Origin of the sequence: Gemmatimonas sp. UBA7669, from assembly GCF_002483225.1 — a bacterium.
In the GTDB taxonomy this organism is placed as follows: Bacteria; Gemmatimonadota; Gemmatimonadetes; order Gemmatimonadales; family Gemmatimonadaceae; genus Gemmatimonas.
In genome coordinates, this window is the sequence record NZ_DLHL01000063.1 from 159,032 (window position 1) to 179,113 (window position 20,082).

Sequence of the window (20,082 nt, forward strand, 5' to 3'; positions counted from 1 at the left end):
CAGAGGACACGGTTCAGATTTCCGGCAGGGTGTGCTGACTGATGGTGCCGACATCCTTGTCGCCGCGCCCACTCAGACAGAGCAGTACCGGTTCATCCTCCTTCCAACGTCCGGCTTCGCGCTCAATCCATGCCATCGCGTGCGCCGTCTCGAGTGCCGGAATGATGCCCTCCAGTCGGCTCAGCAGCGCGACACCACGCAGCGCTTCGTCGTCGGTGACCGAGACATACTCCGCGCGGCCGCTGTCGTGCAGCCAGGCGTGCTCCGGTCCGACGCCCGGATAGTCGAGGCCCGCAGAAATCGAATGGGCCGGATGCACCTGCCCATTGGCATCCTGCAGCAGATAGCTCAGTGAACCATGCAGCACGCCAGGCGCCCCCTTGCTGATGGACGCGCTGTGTCGATCCGTGCTCAAGCCTTCACCCGCGGCCTCCACACCCACGAGATGCACGGAGGCATCGTCGACAAACCCGGCAAACATGCCCATGGCGTTGGAGCCTCCACCCACACAGGCCACGACCGTATGCGGCAGACGCCCCGCCTTCTCCAGCATCTGCGCACGCGCCTCGATGCCGATAACCGACTGGAACTCCCGCACCATGCGCGGATACGGCGCCGGGCCGACCACCGAGCCGATGATGTAGTGGCTGTCGTTGACGGTGGTCACCCAATCGCGAATGGCTTCCGTGGTGGCGTCCTTGAGGGTCCGCGTACCCGACGTGACGGGGATGACCGTGGCTCCCATGAGTCGCATGCGGAAGACGTTGAGCGCCTGGCGCTGCATGTCTTCTTCGCCCATGTACACCACACACTCGAGACCGAAGCGCGCGCAGATCGTGGCCGTCGCCACGCCATGCTGGCCGGCGCCGGTTTCGGCGATGATGCGCCGCTTGCCCATGCGACGGGCGAGCAGCGCCTGCCCCACGGTGTTGTTGATCTTGTGCGCGCCCGTGTGATTGAGGTCCTCACGCTTGAGCCACACCGGCGCACCAACGCGCGCACTCAGGCGCGGCGCGTAGGTAAGCTGCGTGGGGCGACCCACGTATTCGCGTAGCAGGTGATCCAGCTCCTGCTGAAAGGTGGCGTCGCGTCGCGCCGCTTCGAACGCAGCTTCCAGCGTATCGAGTGCGGGAATCAGCGTCTCTGGCACGTAGCGCCCGCCGTAGGGTCCGAATCGCCCGGTGTCAGACACCGTCGCGGCCATCGTCATGGTGCAGTCTCCGCAGCGCCGTGCGCTGCCTGAACGAAATGATGCACGAGCGTCGCGTCTTTTTCACCGGGCGCGCGCTCCACACCGGAAGATACGTCAACCACGGTGGGGGACAGCAATTGGACCGCGGCCGCGACGTTGCGCGGATTGAGGCCGCCGGCCAGCACCAGGGTGGCGGCAGGATGCCGTTCGCGCCACGCCCCGACCGCATCGGCCAGTCCGGACCAGTCCAGCGCCACACCCGTGCCACCCAACTGGCCCACAACCAACGCGTCCAGCACCAGCGCGCCGGCCTCAGCGGTCCACTCGTCAACGTCTGTCGGCAGACTGCTGCCCGACACACGCGCTACGGGCCACACGGTGCACGCAGTTTCCCTCTGCAACCAGGCAATCTGTTCGACACTGGGCGCATGATGCAGTTGCACGATGTCGAGATCCAGCGCAGCGGCCATACGCACGATGTCGGCGTCCGTCTGTTGACCGAACACTGCGGCCCGCTGGATGCCAGCACGACGCGGGCCGAGCACGGCGGCCGCCTGCTCGAGGCTCACGAGACGCGGTCCACCGGCGAGAATGGTGCCGAGATAGGCGGCCCCGGCCGCCTCAGCCACAGCGGCGTCGTCCGGCCGCACGAGACCGCAGATCTTCACCGCCACGCGGTGTGCGGTCACGGCGCGGCCGGTCGGGCGCGACGCGGAATGCTGGCGAGTGCCCGCACGTCGTCGCTGGGCGATGCGGAGGCGGAGATGGCACTACCCACGAGCAGCGCATCGGCACCCGCATCCGCGGCGGGCTGGGCGTCGGCCGGCGAGCGCATGCCGCTTTCCGCCACGGCCACGATGTGCGGCGGCATTTGGCGAATGACACGCGGCGCGGTGGCGGGGTCGATGACCAGGGTCTCGAGATTGCGGTTGTTGACACCGATGACCGGCGCGTGCACCGCCAGCGCGCGTTCCAGTTCGGCCTCGTCCCGCACTTCCACGAGCAGGGCGAGCCCGGCCTCCTGCGCCGCCTCCACGAGACGGGGCAGCAGATCCGGGCTCAGGGAGCGCACAATGAGCAGGGCGGCCGATGCGCCCGACGCCCGTGCTTCCCAGAGCTGCACGGGATGCACGAGAAAGTCCTTGCGAATGACCGGCACCGGCACCGCCTGCGACACCGACTGCAGGTCCGCCAGCGTGCCCCCGAAGCGCGTCGGTTCGGTGAGCACGGAAATGGCCGCGGCTCCACCGGCGACGTAAGCCGAAGCCTGAGCGGCGGCATCGAGGCCAGGCGCGATGTCTCCCTTGCTGGGAGACGCCCGCTTGACCTCGGCAATGACGGCGAGGCAGTCCCGGCGCAGCGCGCTGGCGAAGGCCTTGGCCGGGGGCAGGTCGCGCGAGGCGGCGCGCAGCTCCGGGAGGGTGGAGGCCACGAGGGCGGCGCGCTCATGGGCGGCCTCGGTCAGGCTCCCCAGCGTCCCGGTCGGGGGTGTCCATACGGCTGACGAAACAAATCCTTGCACTTCGGCCTGTCTTCGGTTAACGTGGCGGATGGCGGTCTTCGGCCTGTTTTCGGGACGCGACCTGTCTCTCACACTCTGGAGTGACCATGCCGCTTACCAAGCGCCAGCGGGAAATCCTGTCGTTCCTGTCGGAGTACAACGAGGTCAACGGGTTTGCGCCGAGCTTCGAGGAGATTGCCTCGCGCTTCAACTATAACTCGCTGGCCACGGTGCACGAGCATCTCACGAACCTCGAGCGCAAGGGCTACATCAAGCGCTCGTACAACGAGAGCCGTGCCATCGAGATTCTCCCCTCGGAGGTGTACCAGCGGTCAGTGGAGTTGCCGCTGCTGGGTTCCGTAGCGGCCGGTGCGCCCATCGAGGCCATCCATGCCGGAGAAACCATGGCGGTGCCCGATGGGTTCCTGCGCAAGAGCGGCAGTCACTATGTGCTGCGCGTGCGGGGGGACTCCATGATCGAGGAGCACATTCGCGACGGCGACTTTGTCGTCATCAACGACAAGCAGGCAGCCGACAACGGCGAGATGGTCATTGCCCTCGTCGATGGCGGTGGCGCCACGGTCAAGCGCTACTACCGCGAGCGTGATGGGCGCATTCGCCTGCAGCCGGCCAACGAAGCCATGCAGCCGCTGTTTGTGCACGAAGACGACGTACGCATCCAGGGCATCGTCGTGGGTGTGCTGCGGCGCTACTGAGCGGCGGTGCGTCGACGCCGGAGCGCAACGGCGGCGTTACGGCGTTACGGCGTTATGGCGCGGCGTGAGGCGGTGCGCAGCCGCTCCAGAGCGGCATAGCCCACCCCGTTGCGCAGCGCGGTGCGGGTGTGCGCCACCGCATCGCCATAGGTCAGGTCATCGCGGCTCACATACAGCGCAGCGGCCGCGTTGAGCAACACGGCAGCCTGGGCGCCGGGCAATCCGCCCCCCTGCAACACCGCTTCAATGGTGCGCGCGTTGTCTTCCGGTGCCGCGCCATCCAGGTCGGACGAGGGCAAGGCGAAAAGGCCATAGTCGGCCGGTTCAATCTGCCAGTCGGCGGTGTGCCCATCGCGGACCTCGCGCACCGAGGTCACACCAAGCGGCGAGATCTCATCGAGCCCCGGTTCGCCGTGCACCACCATGGCGCGGTGTGACCCCAATCGGGCCAGCGTGTCCGCCAGCAGCGGCAACCGCGCGGGCTCGGCGACGCCCACCACCTGACGTCCGGCGCGAGCCGGGTTGGCCAGCGGCCCCACCACATTCATCACCGTGGGGACGGCCAGCTCACGGCGAATCGGCCCCACGTGACGCAACGCGGGATGCATGAGCGGCGCAAACATGAACACAATGCCCGCCTCCTCGAACGTGCGCTGCATGGCCTGCGGAGTCATGTCCACGACCACCCCCAGCGCCTCCAGCACATCGGCGCTGCCAGAGCGCGAGGTGAACGAACGGTTGCCGTGCTTGGCCACGGGCACACCCATCCCGGCGGCCAGCAAGGCCGCGGCCGTGGATATGTTGAAGGTGGTCAATGTCCCACCGCCCGTACCGCAGGTGTCCACGAGTTGCTCAGGCGACGCCAGAGGCAACACCACCATGGCATCGCGCAGCGCCTGCACGACACCGGCAATCTCCTCGGCCGTTTCCCCCTTCACACGCAGCGCCATCAACAGGCCCGCGACCTGCGCCGGCGTGCCCTCGCCGCGCATGATCACACCAAAGGCCTGACGCAGCGCATCCGAGTCCACCGGCTGGTGCAATGCCAGCCGGCGAATGACGTGCAGCAACGCATCAGCGGACATCCAGTGTCTCCAACAGGCGTTCAGACAAACCGTTCCGCGACGCAATGAGCGAAATCACCAGGCCCAGCAAACGCACCCGTTCCACGTCTTCTTCCGTGTAAATGCCGCGCTGCGCGCGATTGGTGAGATTCAACACGCCAACCAGTTCGTCATGATACACGAGCGGGAAACTGATGAAGCTGCCCGTCGTGAAATATTGATCGCGCAATAGCGGATGCTGCGCCGCTTCGCGGACATCCTGCACCAGCAGCGGTTCACGCGCGGCCGCGACGCGGCCGGCCACGCCTTCGCCAATGCGGATGCGCATGCCCTCCACCACGTTGGGCGCAATGCCGCGGGCTGCCGCGAGATACAGGTGATCAGGCTCCGGCGCGCGCAACATGAGCGAGCAGCGCTGAGCCTGCATGTCGTCACCAACCAGCGACAGCAGACCATCCACCAGGGCCCGGGCTTCATGCGCCTGTGCGTCCAGCGTCAGCGCCCGGTCCACCAGGTACAAGGTGCGCGTGCGCTGACGCAGCGCCTCACTGCGACGGTGCAGCTCAATGTGCGCCTGTTCGAGTTGCGAGACCGCCGCACCGAGCTGCTGCTCCGCCAGTTCGGCCTTGCGCGTGGAGCGACGTGCCTCTTCCACGGCGCGCGCGGCGTCGGCCTGGAGCGCAATGGCTTCGGCGGGGTTCAGGGCCACGACATCGCGCGGCGTGTTGCGTACGACGCGCAACTCGGCCTCGAGTGCCGAGAGTTTGCGCACGTACTCGCCGTGCACGCGCTGCGTGATGTCTTCGAGCGTCTTGACGGCTTCGAGTCGCGCATCCCGCTCGGCCAATCGCACGAAGGCCAGATCAAACAGGGCCAGCGCGGGCGCAAGGCGCTCTGTGGTGCGGGTGCCAAAGATCTTCCGCGGTTCGTACAGCGCCAGCACCGCACCGAGTTGGCCTTCCACCTTCATGCCCCGGACCGCGAGCACGCCCCCTTCGAGCTGGGTGGAGAACCCACAGAGCCGCGCATAGTCCGCCGACCGGTCGGTCACGTCTACAAACGGTCCGCCTGCCAGAATGCGCTGACGCACCGGCTCCGGCAGGTGATCGAAGGTCGTCTCCATGGCCGTGCGCACCACCCGCGCTCCAACGGGGGCCAGGCGCTCCGCAAGCATGTCGCGGCGCGCATTGTACTGAATAAGCGCAAGCGATGCGCCGCGGTCGAGCTCGAGCAGGCATTCCCCCATGGCAACGAGGGCGTGCTCGAGATCGGGCGCGGCGGCCAGGGCGTGGGCGAGGGAGGCGAGAGAGCGAGGCGGCATGACGATTTCGTAAGACGTGGACAAAACGTCGAAGGCGCGTGGGACGCAATGCCTGCCGGGTTCTCAACCATCAGCCGCCCGCCGGTCCGGCGAGTTGAATGGGCCCCCCTGAATGCCTAGCTTCCCCCGGGCATGGACCTGCGATCGATCCTTCTGGTAACCCAATACGACGGCGTTCGCTTCGCCGGCTGGCAGCGTCAACCCGACGCCCGAACGGTCCAGGGGGACATGGAAGCTGTGCTCCGCCGACTCTGTGGCGACCAGCCCATTTCGGCGGTCGGCGCCGGCCGCACAGACGCCGGGGTCCATGCCCACGGCCAGGGCGTTGGGGTGCGGGTCCCGGCCCGCTGGACCCCTGAGTCCCTGCGCCGGGCCCTCAATGCCCTGCTGCCGGACGACATCTGGGTGGCGGACGCCCATGAAATGACCGCGGATTTTCATCCGCGACGCAGCGCAACCGCCCGCCGATATGGTTATCTTGTGGGGACGGATGAGGGAGCCCGGTCTCCCTTTCGCCGACGCTACGAGTGGGCCGTGCGCCAGCCGCTCGATGCCGCGGCGCTGGCCGACGAAGCGGCCAGCCTGATGGGGGAGCACACGTTCCGGGCGTTTGCCGTGGCCAATACGGCGCCAATCGACGATCACCATCGCTGCGTGATTCAACACGCCGCCTGGGTGCCTCGCGATGGCGGCTGGGTGTTCGAAGTGGCGGCGAACCGGTTTCTCCATCACATGGTACGATTTCTCGTGGGCACCATGATCGACGTGGCGCAGGGGCGCCGACCGCGCGGTACCATCGCGCGGCTGCTTGTGACACCTGACAATCACGAGACCTCCGCACCCGCCCCGGCACACGGGCTGTCGCTGCGGCAGGTGGTGTATCCGGCCTCATGCTACGTGGTGCCGCCGGCATGAGGTCGCGCGCCACTCTGGTGGGCGCCATGGCACTGGTGCTGCTTGGCTGCGAAGGCGCCAACCCGTCGCGCTCGGAAGCGCAAAGTCGCACCCTGCCCCAGGCCCCGCCGCGTCCCGCGGGCCCCGTGCCAGCCGCCAGTGTCGACGCCTCGCGGCGCACGGCCATCACCACCGCCGTGGAGCGCGTGGCGCCGGCCGTGGTCACGGTGCAAACGGAAACCGTCGAACGCTACCCCGTCGACTTCCTCGAGTATTTCATGGGCGGGCGCACTGGCGAGCGACGCAACGCCGGCATCGGCTCCGGGTTCATCGTGCGCGGCGACGGCATCATTGTCACCAATGCGCACGTGGTCGCCGGCGCATCACGGGTATCGGTGGCCATGCGCGACGGGACGCGCTACGAGGCCGAGGTGGTGGGCCTCGATGAATCCAACGACCTGGCCGTCGTGCGCATCAAGGCCAGTGCGCTGCCCACCGCCCCGCTTGGTCGCTCGTCAGACCTCATTGTCGGTGAGTGGACCATCGCCATCGGCAATCCGTTCGGTTTTGTTCTGGGCAACACCGAACCCAGTGTGTCGGTGGGTGTGGTAAGCGGCGTGGGTCGCAATCTTGCGGGTCGCGGTGACGCGGGCGGCGCATCGCTCGACATGATTCAGACCGATGCCGCCATCAACCCCGGCAACTCCGGCGGACCACTGGTCAACGCCTCCGGCGAAGTCATTGGTGTGAACAGCTCCATCTACACGCCGAGCGGCGGCTCGGTGGGTCTCGGTTTTGCCATCCCCATTGATCGCACCAAGCGCATCGTCGAGGATCTGCTCGAACACGGTGCCGTGCGTCAGCCCTGGGTGGGCATTCGCCTGCAGACGCCGCAGGTGCAGACGGCGCGTGAAGTCGCGTCCGTGGGTGCGGTGGTGGCGCGCGTGGTGCCTGGGTCACCCGCCGAGAAAGCCGGCGTGCAGGTAGGCGACCAGTTGGTGGGCGCCGGTACACGGCCTGTGCGCAATCCCTTCGAGTGGGAAGCGCGCCTGCTCGATCTGCGAGTGGGTGAGCAACTGCCCATCACCGTGCGGCGCGGTTCACGCGACCTCCGGCTCACGCTCACGGTGGCCGACGCGCCCGAAGTCACGGCACGCAAGGTCACCGTTTTGCAGGAGCTGCAGTTGGTCACGCTCACCGATGCCATTCGGCAGGAGCGTGGCGTGGCGTCCAACATGGGCGCCCTCGTGTACCGCAGCTCCGACCGCATTCGCGAGGAGATCGGCCTGCAGGAAGGTGACGTGATCGCTCAGGTGGGTCAGACACGCATCAACTCCGCCGAAGCCGCATCCGCGGCCATCGAGCGCTACGGTGCGCGTGGCCCCGTGTTTCTCGTCTTCGAACGCAATCGCCGGTTCTATCAGACCTCTTTCTACCTGCGATGACGGATTCCACGCTCGTCAGCGCGCTGCATTCTTCAGCCCAGTCCCGTGTCCGCACCTGACCGTACGTCGTACCAGTCGCCGCTCGCTGATCGTTATGCCTCGCGGGCCATGCTTACGCTCTGGGGCCCGCAAACCCGCTATGGTCTGTGGCGGCGCCTGTGGTTGGCGCTGGCCGAGTCACAGCGGGCGCTGGGCATCGACATTCCGGAGGCGGCCATTGCCGACATGCGCGCGCACCTCGACGACATCGACTTCGATGCGGTGGCCGAGTACGAGCGCAAGTTCCGGCACGACGTCATGGCGCATGTGCACGCCTTCGGCGATGTGGCGCCGGCGGCACGCAAGTTCATCCATCTTGGAGCGACGAGCTGCTACGTCACGGACAACGCCGAGCTGATTCTCATGCGTCGCGGTCTGGCGCTGTTGCGCGAGAAGCTGCTCGACACACTGGCCGCACTCGACGGGTTTGCACGTGAGTGGCGCAACGAGCCGGCCTTGGGATACACGCATTTGCAGCCGGCGCAGCTCACCACGGTGGGCAAGCGCGCCACGTTGTGGATGCAGGACATTCTGCTGGACCTGGCCGACCTCGAGTACCGCATGGAGACCCTGCCTTTCCGCGGCGTGAAGGGTACCACGGGTACGCAGGCCAGTTTTCTCACCCTGTTCGAGGGCGACCACGCCAAGGTGCGCGAGCTCGACCGAATGGTGTGCGAGAAGATGGAATTCGCCGCCAGCATTCCGGTGAGCGGCCAGACCTACTCGCGCAAGGTGGATGCGCAGGTGCTGGGTGTGGTGGCCGGCGTGGCCGCCACGGCCTCCAAGTTCTCCGGCGACATCCGCATGCTGCAGGCCTTCGGCGAAATCGAAGAGCCATTCGAGAAGAATCAGATCGGTTCGTCGGCCATGGCCTACAAGCGCAATCCCATGCGCTCCGAGCGCATTGCGGCGCTGGCGCGCTTTGTGTTGTCGCTCGAGCCCAACGCCAACCAGACGCATGCGGTGCAGTACTTCGAGCGCACGCTCGACGACTCGGCCAACCGCCGTCTCGCCATCCCGGAGTCCTTTCTCGCCACCGACGCCATTCTGGTGCTGATGCAGAATGTGGTGCGTGGCCTCGAGGTGCATCCGGCGCGCATTCGCCGCCGTGTCGATGACGAGTTGCCCTTCATGGCCACCGAAGAACTCATTGTGCGCTTCGTGCGCGCCGGCGGCGACCGTCAGGAAGCGCATGAGATCATCCGTGGACACAGCATTGCCGCGGCGCGCGCCGTGAAGGACGGCGCTCCGCGTAACGACATGCTGGAGCGTCTCGCCGCCGACCCGGCGTTCGGTGTGCCGCTCGAGGATCTGCAGGCCGTCGCCGAACCCTCGCGTTTCGTGGGCCGTTCAACGGAACAGGTGGATGAGTTCCTCGCCGAACATGTCGCACCGTGGCTGGCCAAGCCGCGCACGCCTCTGGAAGTCGAGGAGGTGCGAGTATGAGCGCCAGCGCGCTGACTCACACGGATCTTCCGCTCGAACTGGTGCGACGCGGCAAGGTACGCGATGTATACGCGGTCGATGCCGACCGGCTCCTGCTCGTGACTACCGATCGCATTTCGGCGTTCGATGTCGTCATGCATGAGGCCATCCCGTACAAGGGCGTGGTGCTCACGCAACTGACGGCGTGGTGGCTGGGTCAGCTCACCGGCAAGATTGCGCATCACCTCATTACGGCGGACACCGACGCCATCGTGCGTGAGGTCCCGGCGCTCGCGCCGCACCGCGAGGCCCTGGCCGGGCGCGCCATGCTCACCTGGCGCGCCGATGTGGTCCCTATCGAGTGTGTCATTCGCGGCTACATCACCGGCTCGGCGTGGAAGGAGTACAAGGCCACGGGGACATTGGCCGGTGAGGCCCTGGCTGCGGGCCTGCGCGAGAGCGATCGGCTCGACCCGCCCATCTTCAGTCCGGCCACCAAGGCCGAGACGGGGCACGACGAGAACATCACCGTGAGTACGGTGGTGCAGCAGGTGGGGGCCGACACGGCGGCCGAGCTCGAACGGCTGGCGCGGCTGGTGTACACGTTTGGCCGTGACACTGCCGAACCACGTGGAATCATCGTGGCCGATACCAAGTTCGAATTCGGCTGGCGCAACGGTTCGCTGCTGCTCATCGATGAAGTCCTGACGCCGGACAGCTCGCGATTCTGGCCGGCCGACCAGTACCAGCCCGGTCGTGGGCAGCCGAGCTTTGACAAGCAGCCGCTGCGCGACTGGCTGGACGTCGAGCGTCAGGCCGGACGGTGGAATGGCGAGGCGCCGCCCCCCACACTGCCGCCGCAGGTCATCGACGCCACCAGTCTGCGCTATCGCGACGCGTTTGCCCGACTCACCGGCGCACCGCTCGACTACCACCGCCTCGGCCTACCGGTCCCCGCGTGAACGCGCTCTCCGCGTCCCTGCCTCTGGTGGCCCTTGTGGGCCTGGCCACCCTCGCGCTCTTCGCGGGGGCGTTGTGGCGGCGGTCGTGGATTCTCTGGTTGCTGGCCTATGCCGGCGCCATCCTTACCCTGCTGGTGGCCTGGCCATGATGGACGACGTCAAACCCCGTCGCCGCCTCCGTCCGCGGCAGGCAGCCGCCATCGCGCTGCCCAACGGATTCACGCTCGCCAATCTGTTCTTCGGCATCTTCGCCATCGTGTCGGCGTCACGCGGCAACTTCGATGCGGCGGCACGCTTCATCGTGTTTGGTGCGATCGCCGATTCCCTGGATGGGCGGATTGCGCGTGCCACCAAGACGGGCTCGCGTTTCGGCGAAGAGCTCGATTCGCTGGTCGATGCCATTTCGTTTGGCACCGCGCCGGCGCTGATCATGTACTTCGCGGTGTTCCAGAGCTCGCGGTGGGAGTGGATCTTCTGCTTCTTCTTCACCGCCTGCGCCGTCATGCGACTGGCGCGGTTCAACGTGGAGCAGGCCGGCCGGAAGACCACGCACTTCATGGGCTTGCCGAGCCCCGCTGCGGGCATGACGCTGGCCACGTATTACTGGTTCAGTCAGACCCCGCTGTATACCGAAACGCTGATCGGTGACCTGCCCTGGCATCAGATGCTGCGCTGGGTCATGCTCGGCCTCGGCATGCTGATGATCAGCAATGTGCAGTACGCCAAGGTACCCACGGTCAACTTCCGCACCATCAAGGGCATTCTCGGCTTTCTGCTCGTGGTGGGCACCTTCATTGGCGTGATCTTTCTGCCCAAGAAGTTCTTCTTCCCGGCGCTGATGGGCTATGTGCTCTTCGGCATCGGGCGCACCGTGTTTCTCGGTCTGCTCGACCGTCTGCCTGGCCGCGAGGATGCGGAAGAGGACGACGAGGAGGAGCCACAGGGGCCGAGCACACCCCGCCGTCGCCGTCGGCGTCGGCGTTCCCAACGTCCCCCTTCCGGTCGTGAGACCGGTTCTGAGGAGTCTTCCGCATGAGCCGTTTCCGTTGCGCCATCCACATCGTTCCGCGGCGCGGCATCCTCGATCCGCAGGGCAAGGCCGTCGCTGATGCTCTGCACTCGCTGGGCTTCGCCGCCGTTGGCGATGTGCGTGTTGGTCGCTACGTGATCGTGGAGACGGAAGCTGCCTCGGCCGACGAGGCGCGTCAGGCCGTGCGCACCATGTGCGACAAGCTGCTCGCCAACCCCGTCACGGAAGATTACGACATCGCCAGCGTGGAGCCCGCGTGAAGGCCGGTATCGTTCGCTTCCCGGGTTCGAATTGCGACGAGGACGCCTTCCACGCGGTAGCCGACCTGCTCGGCCAGAAGGCGGTCTATCTGTGGCACAAGGACCACGATCTGCAGGGCGTGGACCTCGTCATCCTGCCGGGTGGCTTCAGCTACGGTGACTATCTGCGTGCCGGAGCCATCGCGCGCTTCAGCCCCATCATGCAGGAAGTGGTGGCGCACGCAAAGCGCGGTGGTCTCGTGCTCGGCATCTGCAACGGTTTCCAGATTGCCTGCGAAGCCGGTCTTCTGCCTGGTGCGCTGCTCCGCAACGACTCCCTGCGTTTCGTGAGCGCGCCGGTCACGCTGCGCGTGGAGAGCATCGCCACACGCTTCACGGCGCAGTATCACGTGGGGCAGCTGGTACGCATTCCGGTGGCGCATGGTGACGGTCGCTACACGGCCGACGGCGACACGCTCGCGCGACTCGAGGGCGAGGGCCAGGTGGTCTTCCGTTACGTCGACGAACACGGCGAGGCCACACCGGCGTCCAATCCCAATGGGTCGCTGCGCAACATTGCGGGCATCGTCAGCGCCGAGGGCAACGTGCTGGGCATGATGCCGCACCCCGAGCGGGCCATGGAAAATCTGCTCGGCAGCACCGACGGTCTGCCGCTCTTTCAGTCCATCCTCGACACACTGCAGGGAGGCGTGTCGGCATGAGTCAGTCTTCGACCACGTCTCCAGCCCCAACATCTGTGTCCCAGGTTGCGCCCCGCCCCGGCGATCCGGCCATCACGCCGGCGCTGGTGGCCGAACATGGCATCACCGAGTTCGAGTACGAGCGTCTCGTGAACATGCTGGGCCGCACGCCCACGTTCACCGAAATCGGCGTCGTGAGTGCGCTGTGGAGCGAGCATTGCTCCTACAAGCACTCGCGGCCCATGCTCAAGACGCTGCCCACCAAGGCGCCCTGGGTGCTGCAGGGCCCCGGCGAGAACGCCGGGGTGATTTCCGTGGGCGATGGTTGGGCGGTGGCCTTCAAGATCGAATCGCACAATCATCCCTCGGCGGTTGAGCCGTATCAGGGTGCGGCAACCGGCGTCGGTGGCATTCTGCGCGACGTGTTCACCATGGGCGCGCGCCCCATCGCCCTGCTCAACTCGCTGCGCTTTGGTCCGCTCACGAGCCCGCGTGTGCGCTGGCTGTTCGCCGGTGTGGTCAAGGGCATCGGCGACTACGGCAATTGCGTGGGCGTGCCGACCGTGGGTGGTGAGGTCGTGTTCGACCCATCCTACGAGGGCAATCCGCTCGTTAACGCGATGTGTGTGGGCCTCATGCGCGAGGACGAACTCATGCGCGCGGTGGCCAGCGGTGTTGGCAATCCCATCATGGCGGTGGGTGCGCGTACGGGACGTGACGGCATTCATGGCGCATCGTTCGCCTCGGAGGACCTCTCGGAGGCCAGCGACGCCAAGCGCCCCATGGTCCAGGTGGGCGATCCGTTCACTGAGAAGCTGCTGCTCGAAGCGTCGCTGGAACTCATTCGCAGCGGTCACATCGTGGCCATTCAGGACATGGGTGCCGCTGGCCTCACGTCGTCTTCGGCTGAGATGGCCGAACGCGGGGATGTGGGCGTCACGATTGATGTCACCAAGGTGCCCGTGCGTGAACAGGGCATGACGCCGTACGAGATTCTGCTGTCGGAGTCCCAGGAGCGCATGCTCGTGGTGGCCAAGCAGGGCCACGAGGACGAAGTGCGCAAGATTCTCGCCAAGTGGGATCTCGAAGCGGCCGTGATTGGAGAAGTCATCGCGGAGCCCGTATATCGCGTCACCGAAGGTGATCGTGTGGTGGCGGAATTCCCCGGTTCGCGCCTCGTGACCGAGTGTCCGCAGTATGTGCTCGAGCCGCGTGAGAGCGAAGCGCTCAAGGCGGCGCGCGCGCAGGATCCGCACGAGGTCACGCCACTGGACGAGGAGCGTGACCACACCTGGACGCTGGAGCGTCTGTTGGCGTCGCCCACCATTGCGAGCAAGCGCTGGGTGTGGCAGCAGTATGATTCCACCGTGCGCACCAGCACGGTGCGTGGCCCCGGCAGTGATGCGGCGGTGGTGCGTCTGCGTGGGACGGACAAGGCCATTGCGCTCTGCATTGACGGAAACGGCCGGCATGTGGCGCTCTCGCCGCGCAACGGTGGGCGTGCGGCGGTGTGTGAAGCCGCACGCAACGTGGCCTGCACCGGCGCCCGCCCCAAGGCCATCACCAACAATCTCAACTTCGGCAACCCCAAGAAGCCCGAGGTGTACTACCAGCTGAGCGAAGCCATCGCCGGCATGGGTGAGGCGTGCACGGTGCTCGAGACGCCGGTCACCGGTGGCAACGTCTCGCTCTACAACGAGAATCCGCAGGGCGCCATCCACCCCACGCCAACCATCGGCATGGTGGGCCTCGTCGAGTCGCTGGCGCACGTCACGCCGTCGGCCTTCCAGCAGGTGGGTGACGAGATCGTGCTGCTCGGCGAGTGCACGGATGAACTGGGCGCCAGTGAGTATCTGCTCACGGTGCATGGGCTCACCATCGGTGCACCGCCGGTGTGCGATCCCGCCGTCGAGCGTCGGCTCATCGACGCGCTGCTCGAGTCCATCCATGCCGGGGTCGTGCGCTCTGCGCACGATTGCAGCGACGGTGGTCTTGCGGTGGCGCTGGCGGAATGCGCCATGCTCGATCGTTCGCGGCAGTTCGGTTTCTCGGTGGATCTCTCGCCGTGGGCCCTGTTGCCGCATCGTGCGGTGCTCTTCGGTGAAGCACATGGCCGCGTCGTGCTCTCCACGGCGGACAGCGCGGCGGTGCTGCGCATCGCGGCGCAGCACGGCGTGCCGGCCCGCGTCATCGGCCGCGTCACCACCGCCGATGCCGGCGCGCAGTTCACCATTTCCGACGACACCTTCCGCGCGCCGGTGGCCTGGTTGGCCAAGGCGTTTCACGAGGCCATTCCGCAGGCCATGGACGGCGAGACGCCGGCCGAGCATGCAGTGTCGGCCTCGCACGCGCCGGCCACCGACTGAGCAGGAGCTACACACACATGTGCGGAATTTTCGGGATCTATGGCCACCGCGATGCGGCGGCTCTCACACAGTTGGGTCTCTATTCGCTGCAGCATCGCGGGCAGGAATCGGCAGGAATCGTGGCCGTGGACGACTCCTCGGGCGCTCGCGTCGTGCGCGCCATGGGCCTCGTCTCGGAGGGCTTTGACGACGAGGAGATGGAGTCGCTACAGGGCCCCATCGCCATCGGCCATACGCGCTACAGCACCGCCGGCGCGTCGGCCATTGAGAACGCGCAGCCCATTCTGGCCCGTGTTCGGCGTGGACACATCGCGCTGGCGCACAACGGCAATCTCACCAACGCCGTCGAGTTGCGGCGCGACCTCGAGGATGGTGGCGCCATCTTTGCCAGCACCATGGACTCCGAGGCCATCGTGCATCGCATCGCCCGCGCCACGGGTGACACGCCGGAAGCGCGCGTCGCGGAAGCCCTGCATGGTGTGGAGGGCGCGTACTGCCTGCTCGTCGTCATTGATGAAACGGTAATCGTGGCACGCGATCCGCATGGCTGGCGTCCGCTCGTCATGGGACGCCTTGCAGACGCCTGGGTGTTTGCCTCGGAAACCTGCGCGCTCGATATCGTGGGCGCGGTCGTGGAGCGTGAAGTGCAGCCGGGTGAGATCATCGCGGTCGATCGGCACGGCGTCCGTTCGCTCAAGATGTCGGAAACGTCGCCGGTCACGCGCTGCGTGTTCGAGCATGTGTACTTCGCGCGGCCCGACAGCAAGGTGTTTGGCGGGTCGGTCGATCGCTCGCGTCGCGCGCTCGGTCGTCAGCTCGCGCGCGAGTGCCCGGCTCCTACGGCCGATGTGGTGTTCGCCGTACCCGACTCCTCCAACTCGGCCGCTCTCGGCTTTGCCGAGGAGTCGCGCCTGCCCTACGAACTCGCGCTCATTCGCAACCACTACGTGGGGCGCACTTTCATCCAGCCCACCCAGGCCGGTCGCAACGCCAAGGTGAAGGTCAAGTACAACCCGGTGCGCGAGATCATCGAGGGCAAGAGTGTGGTCATGGTGGACGACTCCATCGTGCGCGGTACCACCACACGCGGCCTGGTGTCCCTGGTGCGTGCCGCCGGGGCCCGCGAGGTCCACATGCGGGTTTCCAGTGCGCCAATCATCAGTCCGTGCTACTATGGCATCGACACGCCGCGCCGCGAAGAGCTCATTGCGGCGCAGATGACGCACGAGGAACTCACCCGCCATCTGGGCGTTGATTCCCTCGGATACCTCTCGATCGACGGCATGCTTTCGGCCATGCCGGAAGGGCCAAAGGGGTATTGTCATGCGTGTTTCTCGGGGCAATACCCTACCGCCACGCCGGCGGAGCCCGAGTTGTTGCGCGCCGGTAGTGCCGCGGGACTCCCCAGAGGTCGCTGACCTCACCCATTCACCCTGACGTCTGCGAGTGTCCCTGATGCAACGCTCTGTCTACTCCTTCGGCAATGGCAGGGCAGACGGCACACGGGACATGAAAAAAACACTGGGAGGCAAGGGCGCCAATCTCGCCGAGATGACAAATCTCGGGGTGCCCGTGCCTCCCGGTTTTACGATTGCCGCCGACCAATGCATGACCTACCTGGCCAACAGCCAGGTGACTGAAGAGCTGCGGCAGGAAGTGGCCACGGCGCTCTCGCAGCTTGAAGAGGCCTCCGGCAAGCGCTTTGGCGATGCGTCCAATCCCCTGCTGGTCAGCGTGCGGTCTGGCGCGGCCGTGAGCATGCCCGGCATGATGGAGACCATTCTCAACCTCGGGCTCAACGACGCGACCGTGGCTGGGCTGGCGGCGGCGAGCAGCAACCCGCGCTTCGCCTGGGACTCGTACCGGCGCTTTGTGCAGATGTACAGCGATGTGGTCATGGGCGTCCCCATCCATCGCTTTGAGCAACTGCTGGCCACCAAGCGTCTGGTGACGGGCGCCGCGTCTGACGCCGAGTTGTCGGCCGAGGCGCTGCAGTCGCTGGTGGGCGAGTATCACCAGCTCGTACACGCGGTCACCGGCCAGCCCTTCCCACACGATCCGCAGGTGCAGCTCTGGGGGGCCATCGAGGCGGTCTGGCAGTCGTGGACGCTCAAGAAGGCCGTGGACTATCGGCGTGTGAACAGCATTGCCCACGATCTGGGCACGGCCGTCAACATCGTGTCCATGGTGTTTGGCAACATGGGCGACGATTCCGGCACAGGCGTGGCGTTCACGCGTGATCCGAGCACCGGGGAGCATCGCTTTTACGGCGAGTTTCTCGTCAACGCGCAGGGTGAAGATGTGGTGGCCGGCATTCGCACGCCGCTGCCCATTGAAGAGATGGCGCAGCGACTGCCTGGGGCGTACGAGCAGTTGCTCGAAACGCAGCATCGCCTCGAGCAGCATTTCCGCGACATGCAGGACATCGAATTCACCGTCGAACGTGGCAAGCTGTATCTGCTGCAGACGCGCACGGGCAAACGCACCACCCCGGCGGCGCTGCGCATTGCACTCGACATGGTGGACGAGGGGCTGATCACGCCACGCGACGCCGTGAAGCGCATTCAGCCCGCCCAGCTCGATCAGGTGCTGCATCGTGTCATTGCCGCGACGGCACACGCCACGCCCATTGCGGTGGGGCTGCCGGCCAGCCCCGGTGCGGCCAGCGGCATGGCGGTGTTCGATCCCGACGTGGCCGAGCAGCGCGCACAGCGCGGCGAACAGGTGGTGCTGGTGCGTGAGGAAACTACGCCGGAGGACTTTCACGGCATCGTGGCAGCACGCGCGGTGCTGACGGCGCGTGGCGGCATGACGAGCCACGCCGCCGTGGTCGCGCGTGGCATGGGGAAGTGCGCCATCGTGGGCTGCGCGGCCCTCGAGATTTCGCACGAGCAGCGCAGCATGAAGGTGGGCGACGTGACGGTCACCGAAGGCGAGTGGCTGACGCTCGATGGCGGGACCGGCCGCGTGTTCCTCGGCGATCTGCCCACGCAGCCCAGCGAAGTCATGCGCGTCATCAACGGTGCGGTGGCACCCGAGGACGCTCCGTCGTATCAGCGCTTTCACCGCCTGATGACCTGGGCCGACGAGGACCGGCGACTGCGCGTGCGCGCCAATGCCGACACGCCGCGTGATGCGCGGGTGGCGCGCAATTTCGGCGCGGAAGGCATTGGCCTCTGCCGCACCGAACACATGTTCTTCGAGGGCGATCGTATCACCGCCATGCGCGAAATGATTGTCGCCCGCGATGAAGGCGGACGGCGACGCGCGCTCGACAAGTTGCTGCCCATGCAGCGTGCCGACTTCGAAGGCATCTTCCAGGCCATGGACGGATTGCCGGTCACCATCCGCCTGCTCGATCCGCCACTGCACGAGTTCCTGCCGCATGGCGGCGAAGAGTCGTCGTTGCTGGCCGCGTCGCTCGGTCTCTCGCGGCAGGAGCTGCAGCGTGTGGTGTCGGCACTGCGCGAAACCAATCCCATGCTTGGGCACCGTGGCTGCCGACTCGGCATCGTCTTCCCGGAGATCACCGAGATGCAGGCGCGTGCCATTTTCGAGGCGGCGGTGCGTGCGCAGCGCCGTGGTATCGATGTGCGACCGGAGATCATGGTGCCATTGGTGTCCGATGTGTCGGAACTCCGACACCAGCGCGCGATTATCGAGCGCGCCGCGGAACAGGTCATGGGCGTCATGGGCGATCAGGTGCAGTACCTGGTGGGCACCATGATCGAGTTGCCGCGCGCGGCGCTCACGGCCGACGAAATTGCCACCGAGGCCGACTTCTTCTCCTTCGGTACCAACGACCTCACGCAGACGACCTTTGGTCTGTCACGTGATGACGCCGGGCGCTTCCTGCCCCACTATCTCGACCGCGGTCTGCTGCCCGATGACCCCTTCCAGGTGCTCGACGTCAAGGGGGTGGGCAAGCTCATCCGCATGGCGGTGCGAGACGGACGGGATACCACGCCGGGGCTCAAGGTCGGCATCTGTGGTGAACACGGCGGCGATCCGCGTAGCGTGACGTTCTGTCATGAATCGGGTTTCGACTACGTGTCGTGCTCGCCATTTCGCGTACCGGTGGCCCGATTGGCGGCTGCGCACGCGGCGCTGGCATCCTAGCGCGTCGTGCGCTATCGTCGCGCCATGACACTCCCCATTCTTTCGCTCCCCATGTCCGAACCGTCGCTTCGCGGAGTGGTCCGCCGCAGAGCCGCGGTATGCGTGCTCGGCGCCCTGCTCCTTCCGGCAGGTGCCGCGCTCCACGCGCAGACCACTCAGGCCAGCGCCCCCACAACCGCCGCAGCATCAATGCCGGCGCCGCCACCGGCCGCGCGTCCGGCCGACGTGGGCTCACTCGACGCCATTCTGGCCGCGCTCTATGACGTGATCTCCGGTCCAGCGGGACAGAAGCGCGACTGGGATCGTTTCCGCTCGCTGTTCATACCCGGTGCACGGCTCATACCCACCGGCGGCCCGGCCGGCCAACCGGCGCGGGCGGTGGTCTGGAGCCCGGATGAGTACGTCCAGCGCGCCGGGACCAATCTTGAGCGTGACGGATTCTTCGAACGCGAGATCGGACGTTCGGTGGACACGTTCGGCCGAATCACACAGGTGTTCAGCGTCTACGATTCCAAGCGCACCCTGGCCGACCCCAAGCCGTTTCAGCGCGGCATCAACAGCATTCAGCTGTTGAACGACGGGACGCGCTGGTGGGTGGTCTCCATCTACTGGGATTCGGAGCGACCGGACAATCCCATTCCGGAGCGCTATCTCAAGAAGTGAAAAACACGAAGGGCCCGGATTGCTCCGGGCCCTTCGTGCTGAGTGGAGGTGAGGGGAATCGAACCCCTGTCCGAGACTAGATCCACCCCAGATTCTACGTGCGTATCCTGTTGCTTGAGGTCTCCATCGGCTGGCCAACAGGAAGCCCACCTCAGGACAAGCCTTCTAGAGTTTCGCCTCGGCGCGGAAGGCGCACACCGAGGCTAGCCCAGATTTGCGATACTCACGTGCCGCCCCGGGCGGGCTGCCGCGTGAGCACTGCTACGTAACCCGAAGGTTAGGCAGCGAGCGCGAGGTTGTTGTTCGCGATTGTGGTTTTCCCGAGTGTTTTACCAGGTGCTCGAGTACCTGGGCACGCTACCAGAGATTCACCAACCCCGTCGAAGCCAGTCACCCCCGGTTCGA

The 20,082-nt window shown here is 66.4% G+C and carries 18 protein-coding genes and 1 other RNA gene; 13 read left to right on the plus strand and 6 right to left on the minus strand.

The annotated features are described in order from the left end of the window. Positions 1-13: 13 nt before the first annotated feature. From trpB to B2747_RS19630, 3 genes are read right to left on the minus strand one after another with little or no spacing between them, the layout of a single operon-like run. Complete coding sequence (gene trpB / locus B2747_RS19620) at positions 14-1,210, minus strand: tryptophan synthase subunit beta (RefSeq protein WP_291165062.1); 1,197 nt, start codon at positions 1,208-1,210, stop codon at positions 14-16. After that, positions 1,207-1,881, minus strand: a complete 675-nt coding sequence (locus B2747_RS19625) for a phosphoribosylanthranilate isomerase (protein ID WP_291165065.1) — start codon at positions 1,879-1,881, stop codon at positions 1,207-1,209. The genes trpB and B2747_RS19625 overlap by 4 nt, the downstream gene beginning before the upstream one ends. Beyond that, positions 1,878-2,666: an indole-3-glycerol phosphate synthase TrpC gene (locus B2747_RS19630; RefSeq protein ID WP_414652212.1), complete on the minus strand. Its 789-nt coding sequence runs from the start codon at positions 2,664-2,666 to the stop codon at positions 1,878-1,880. Before B2747_RS19630 ends, B2747_RS19625 begins: the two co-directional genes overlap by 4 nt. 134 nt (positions 2,667-2,800) lie before the next feature. On the opposite strand from B2747_RS19630, the gene lexA reads away from it, so the two are divergent. Then, entirely contained in the window at positions 2,801-3,409 is a 609-nt protein-coding gene (lexA, locus tag B2747_RS19635) for a transcriptional repressor LexA (RefSeq protein WP_291165071.1), read from the plus strand. A 44-nt stretch (positions 3,410-3,453) separates the two neighbouring features. Here lexA and trpD read toward each other — a convergent pair whose 3' ends face one another. Both trpD and B2747_RS19645 read right to left on the minus strand, forming a co-directional pair. Next, positions 3,454-4,494 carry an anthranilate phosphoribosyltransferase gene (gene trpD, locus B2747_RS19640; protein WP_291165074.1) on the minus strand — a complete coding sequence of 347 codons (1,041 nt, stop codon included), beginning with the start codon at positions 4,492-4,494 and terminating at the stop codon, positions 3,454-3,456. After that, the gene (locus B2747_RS19645) at positions 4,484-5,794 is read right to left on the minus strand and encodes a GAF domain-containing protein (protein WP_291165078.1); all 1,311 of its coding nucleotides are present in this window, start codon (positions 5,792-5,794) and stop codon (positions 4,484-4,486) included. The genes trpD and B2747_RS19645 overlap by 11 nt, the downstream gene beginning before the upstream one ends. Positions 5,795-5,926: 132 nt before the next feature. Here B2747_RS19645 and truA point away from each other — a divergent pair, with 132 nt between their 5' ends. Genes truA through B2747_RS19705 form a run of 12 tightly spaced genes read left to right on the plus strand, consistent with a single transcriptional unit; the run spans position 5,927 to position 19,677 of the window. Continuing rightward, positions 5,927-6,709, plus strand: coding sequence for a tRNA pseudouridine(38-40) synthase TruA (truA, locus tag B2747_RS19650; protein ID WP_291165081.1), 783 nt, complete (start codon positions 5,927-5,929; stop codon positions 6,707-6,709). Further along, positions 6,706-8,133, plus strand: a complete 1,428-nt coding sequence (locus B2747_RS19655) for a S1C family serine protease (protein ID WP_291165083.1) — start codon at positions 6,706-6,708, stop codon at positions 8,131-8,133. The genes truA and B2747_RS19655 overlap by 4 nt, the downstream gene beginning before the upstream one ends. A 45-nt stretch (positions 8,134-8,178) precedes the next feature. Then, on the plus strand, positions 8,179-9,618 hold the full coding sequence (purB, locus tag B2747_RS19660; protein ID WP_291165086.1) for an adenylosuccinate lyase: 1,440 nt from the start codon (positions 8,179-8,181) through the stop codon (positions 9,616-9,618). Further along, positions 9,615-10,559 carry a phosphoribosylaminoimidazolesuccinocarboxamide synthase gene (locus B2747_RS19665; RefSeq protein WP_291165089.1) on the plus strand — a complete coding sequence of 315 codons (945 nt, stop codon included), beginning with the start codon at positions 9,615-9,617 and terminating at the stop codon, positions 10,557-10,559. The genes purB and B2747_RS19665 overlap by 4 nt, the downstream gene beginning before the upstream one ends. Beyond that, positions 10,556-10,708 (plus strand): hypothetical protein, encoded by a 153-nt coding sequence (locus B2747_RS19670; RefSeq protein ID WP_291165092.1) that lies wholly within the window; start codon positions 10,556-10,558, stop codon positions 10,706-10,708. The genes B2747_RS19665 and B2747_RS19670 overlap by 4 nt, the downstream gene beginning before the upstream one ends. After that, positions 10,705-11,595 (plus strand): CDP-diacylglycerol--serine O-phosphatidyltransferase, encoded by an 891-nt coding sequence (gene pssA / locus B2747_RS19675; RefSeq protein ID WP_291165095.1) that lies wholly within the window; start codon positions 10,705-10,707, stop codon positions 11,593-11,595. The genes B2747_RS19670 and pssA overlap by 4 nt, the downstream gene beginning before the upstream one ends. Beyond that, complete coding sequence (purS, locus tag B2747_RS19680) at positions 11,592-11,849, plus strand: phosphoribosylformylglycinamidine synthase subunit PurS (RefSeq protein WP_291165098.1); 258 nt, start codon at positions 11,592-11,594, stop codon at positions 11,847-11,849. The genes pssA and purS overlap by 4 nt, the downstream gene beginning before the upstream one ends. Next, positions 11,846-12,550, plus strand: coding sequence for a phosphoribosylformylglycinamidine synthase subunit PurQ (purQ, locus tag B2747_RS19685; protein WP_291165101.1), 705 nt, complete (start codon positions 11,846-11,848; stop codon positions 12,548-12,550). The genes purS and purQ overlap by 4 nt, the downstream gene beginning before the upstream one ends. Next, on the plus strand, positions 12,547-14,895 hold the full coding sequence (gene purL, locus B2747_RS19690; protein ID WP_414652208.1) for a phosphoribosylformylglycinamidine synthase subunit PurL: 2,349 nt from the start codon (positions 12,547-12,549) through the stop codon (positions 14,893-14,895). Before purQ ends, purL begins: the two co-directional genes overlap by 4 nt. A gap of 17 nt (positions 14,896-14,912) precedes the next feature. Further along, positions 14,913-16,313 carry an amidophosphoribosyltransferase gene (gene purF / locus B2747_RS19695; protein ID WP_291165107.1) on the plus strand — a complete coding sequence of 467 codons (1,401 nt, stop codon included), beginning with the start codon at positions 14,913-14,915 and terminating at the stop codon, positions 16,311-16,313. A gap of 37 nt (positions 16,314-16,350) precedes the next feature. Next, on the plus strand, positions 16,351-19,014 hold the full coding sequence (gene ppdK / locus B2747_RS19700) for a pyruvate, phosphate dikinase (RefSeq protein WP_291165110.1): 2,664 nt from the start codon (positions 16,351-16,353) through the stop codon (positions 19,012-19,014). 24 nt (positions 19,015-19,038) lie between these two features. Next, positions 19,039-19,677 carry a hypothetical protein gene (locus B2747_RS19705; protein WP_291165114.1) on the plus strand — a complete coding sequence of 213 codons (639 nt, stop codon included), beginning with the start codon at positions 19,039-19,041 and terminating at the stop codon, positions 19,675-19,677. Between the two features lie 40 nt (positions 19,678-19,717). On the opposite strand, the gene ssrA is transcribed toward B2747_RS19705, so the two are convergent. Beyond that, positions 19,718-20,075, minus strand: a transfer-messenger RNA (tmRNA) gene (gene ssrA, locus B2747_RS19710). Positions 20,076-20,082: the final 7 nt, after the last annotated feature.

Coding starts and splice junctions, on each gene's coding strand:
- trpB (WP_291165062.1), bottom strand. CDS start 1,210: ATGACGATGGCCGCGACGGTGTCTGACACCGGGCGATTCGGACCCTAC.
- lexA (WP_291165071.1), top strand. CDS start 2,801: ATGCCGCTTACCAAGCGCCAGCGGGAAATCCTGTCGTTCCTGTCGGAG.
- trpD (WP_291165074.1), bottom strand. CDS start 4,494: ATGTCCGCTGATGCGTTGCTGCACGTCATTCGCCGGCTGGCATTGCAC.
- B2747_RS19645 (WP_291165078.1), bottom strand. CDS start 5,794: ATGCCGCCTCGCTCTCTCGCCTCCCTCGCCCACGCCCTGGCCGCCGCG.
- truA (WP_291165081.1), top strand. CDS start 5,927: ATGGACCTGCGATCGATCCTTCTGGTAACCCAATACGACGGCGTTCGC.
- B2747_RS19655 (WP_291165083.1), top strand. CDS start 6,706: ATGAGGTCGCGCGCCACTCTGGTGGGCGCCATGGCACTGGTGCTGCTT.
- B2747_RS19665 (WP_291165089.1), top strand. CDS start 9,615: ATGAGCGCCAGCGCGCTGACTCACACGGATCTTCCGCTCGAACTGGTG.
- pssA (WP_291165095.1), top strand. CDS start 10,705: ATGATGGACGACGTCAAACCCCGTCGCCGCCTCCGTCCGCGGCAGGCA.
- purS (WP_291165098.1), top strand. CDS start 11,592: ATGAGCCGTTTCCGTTGCGCCATCCACATCGTTCCGCGGCGCGGCATC.
- purL (WP_414652208.1), top strand. CDS start 12,547: ATGAGTCAGTCTTCGACCACGTCTCCAGCCCCAACATCTGTGTCCCAG.
- purF (WP_291165107.1), top strand. CDS start 14,913: ATGTGCGGAATTTTCGGGATCTATGGCCACCGCGATGCGGCGGCTCTC.
- ppdK (WP_291165110.1), top strand. CDS start 16,351: ATGCAACGCTCTGTCTACTCCTTCGGCAATGGCAGGGCAGACGGCACA.
- B2747_RS19705 (WP_291165114.1), top strand. CDS start 19,039: ATGACACTCCCCATTCTTTCGCTCCCCATGTCCGAACCGTCGCTTCGC.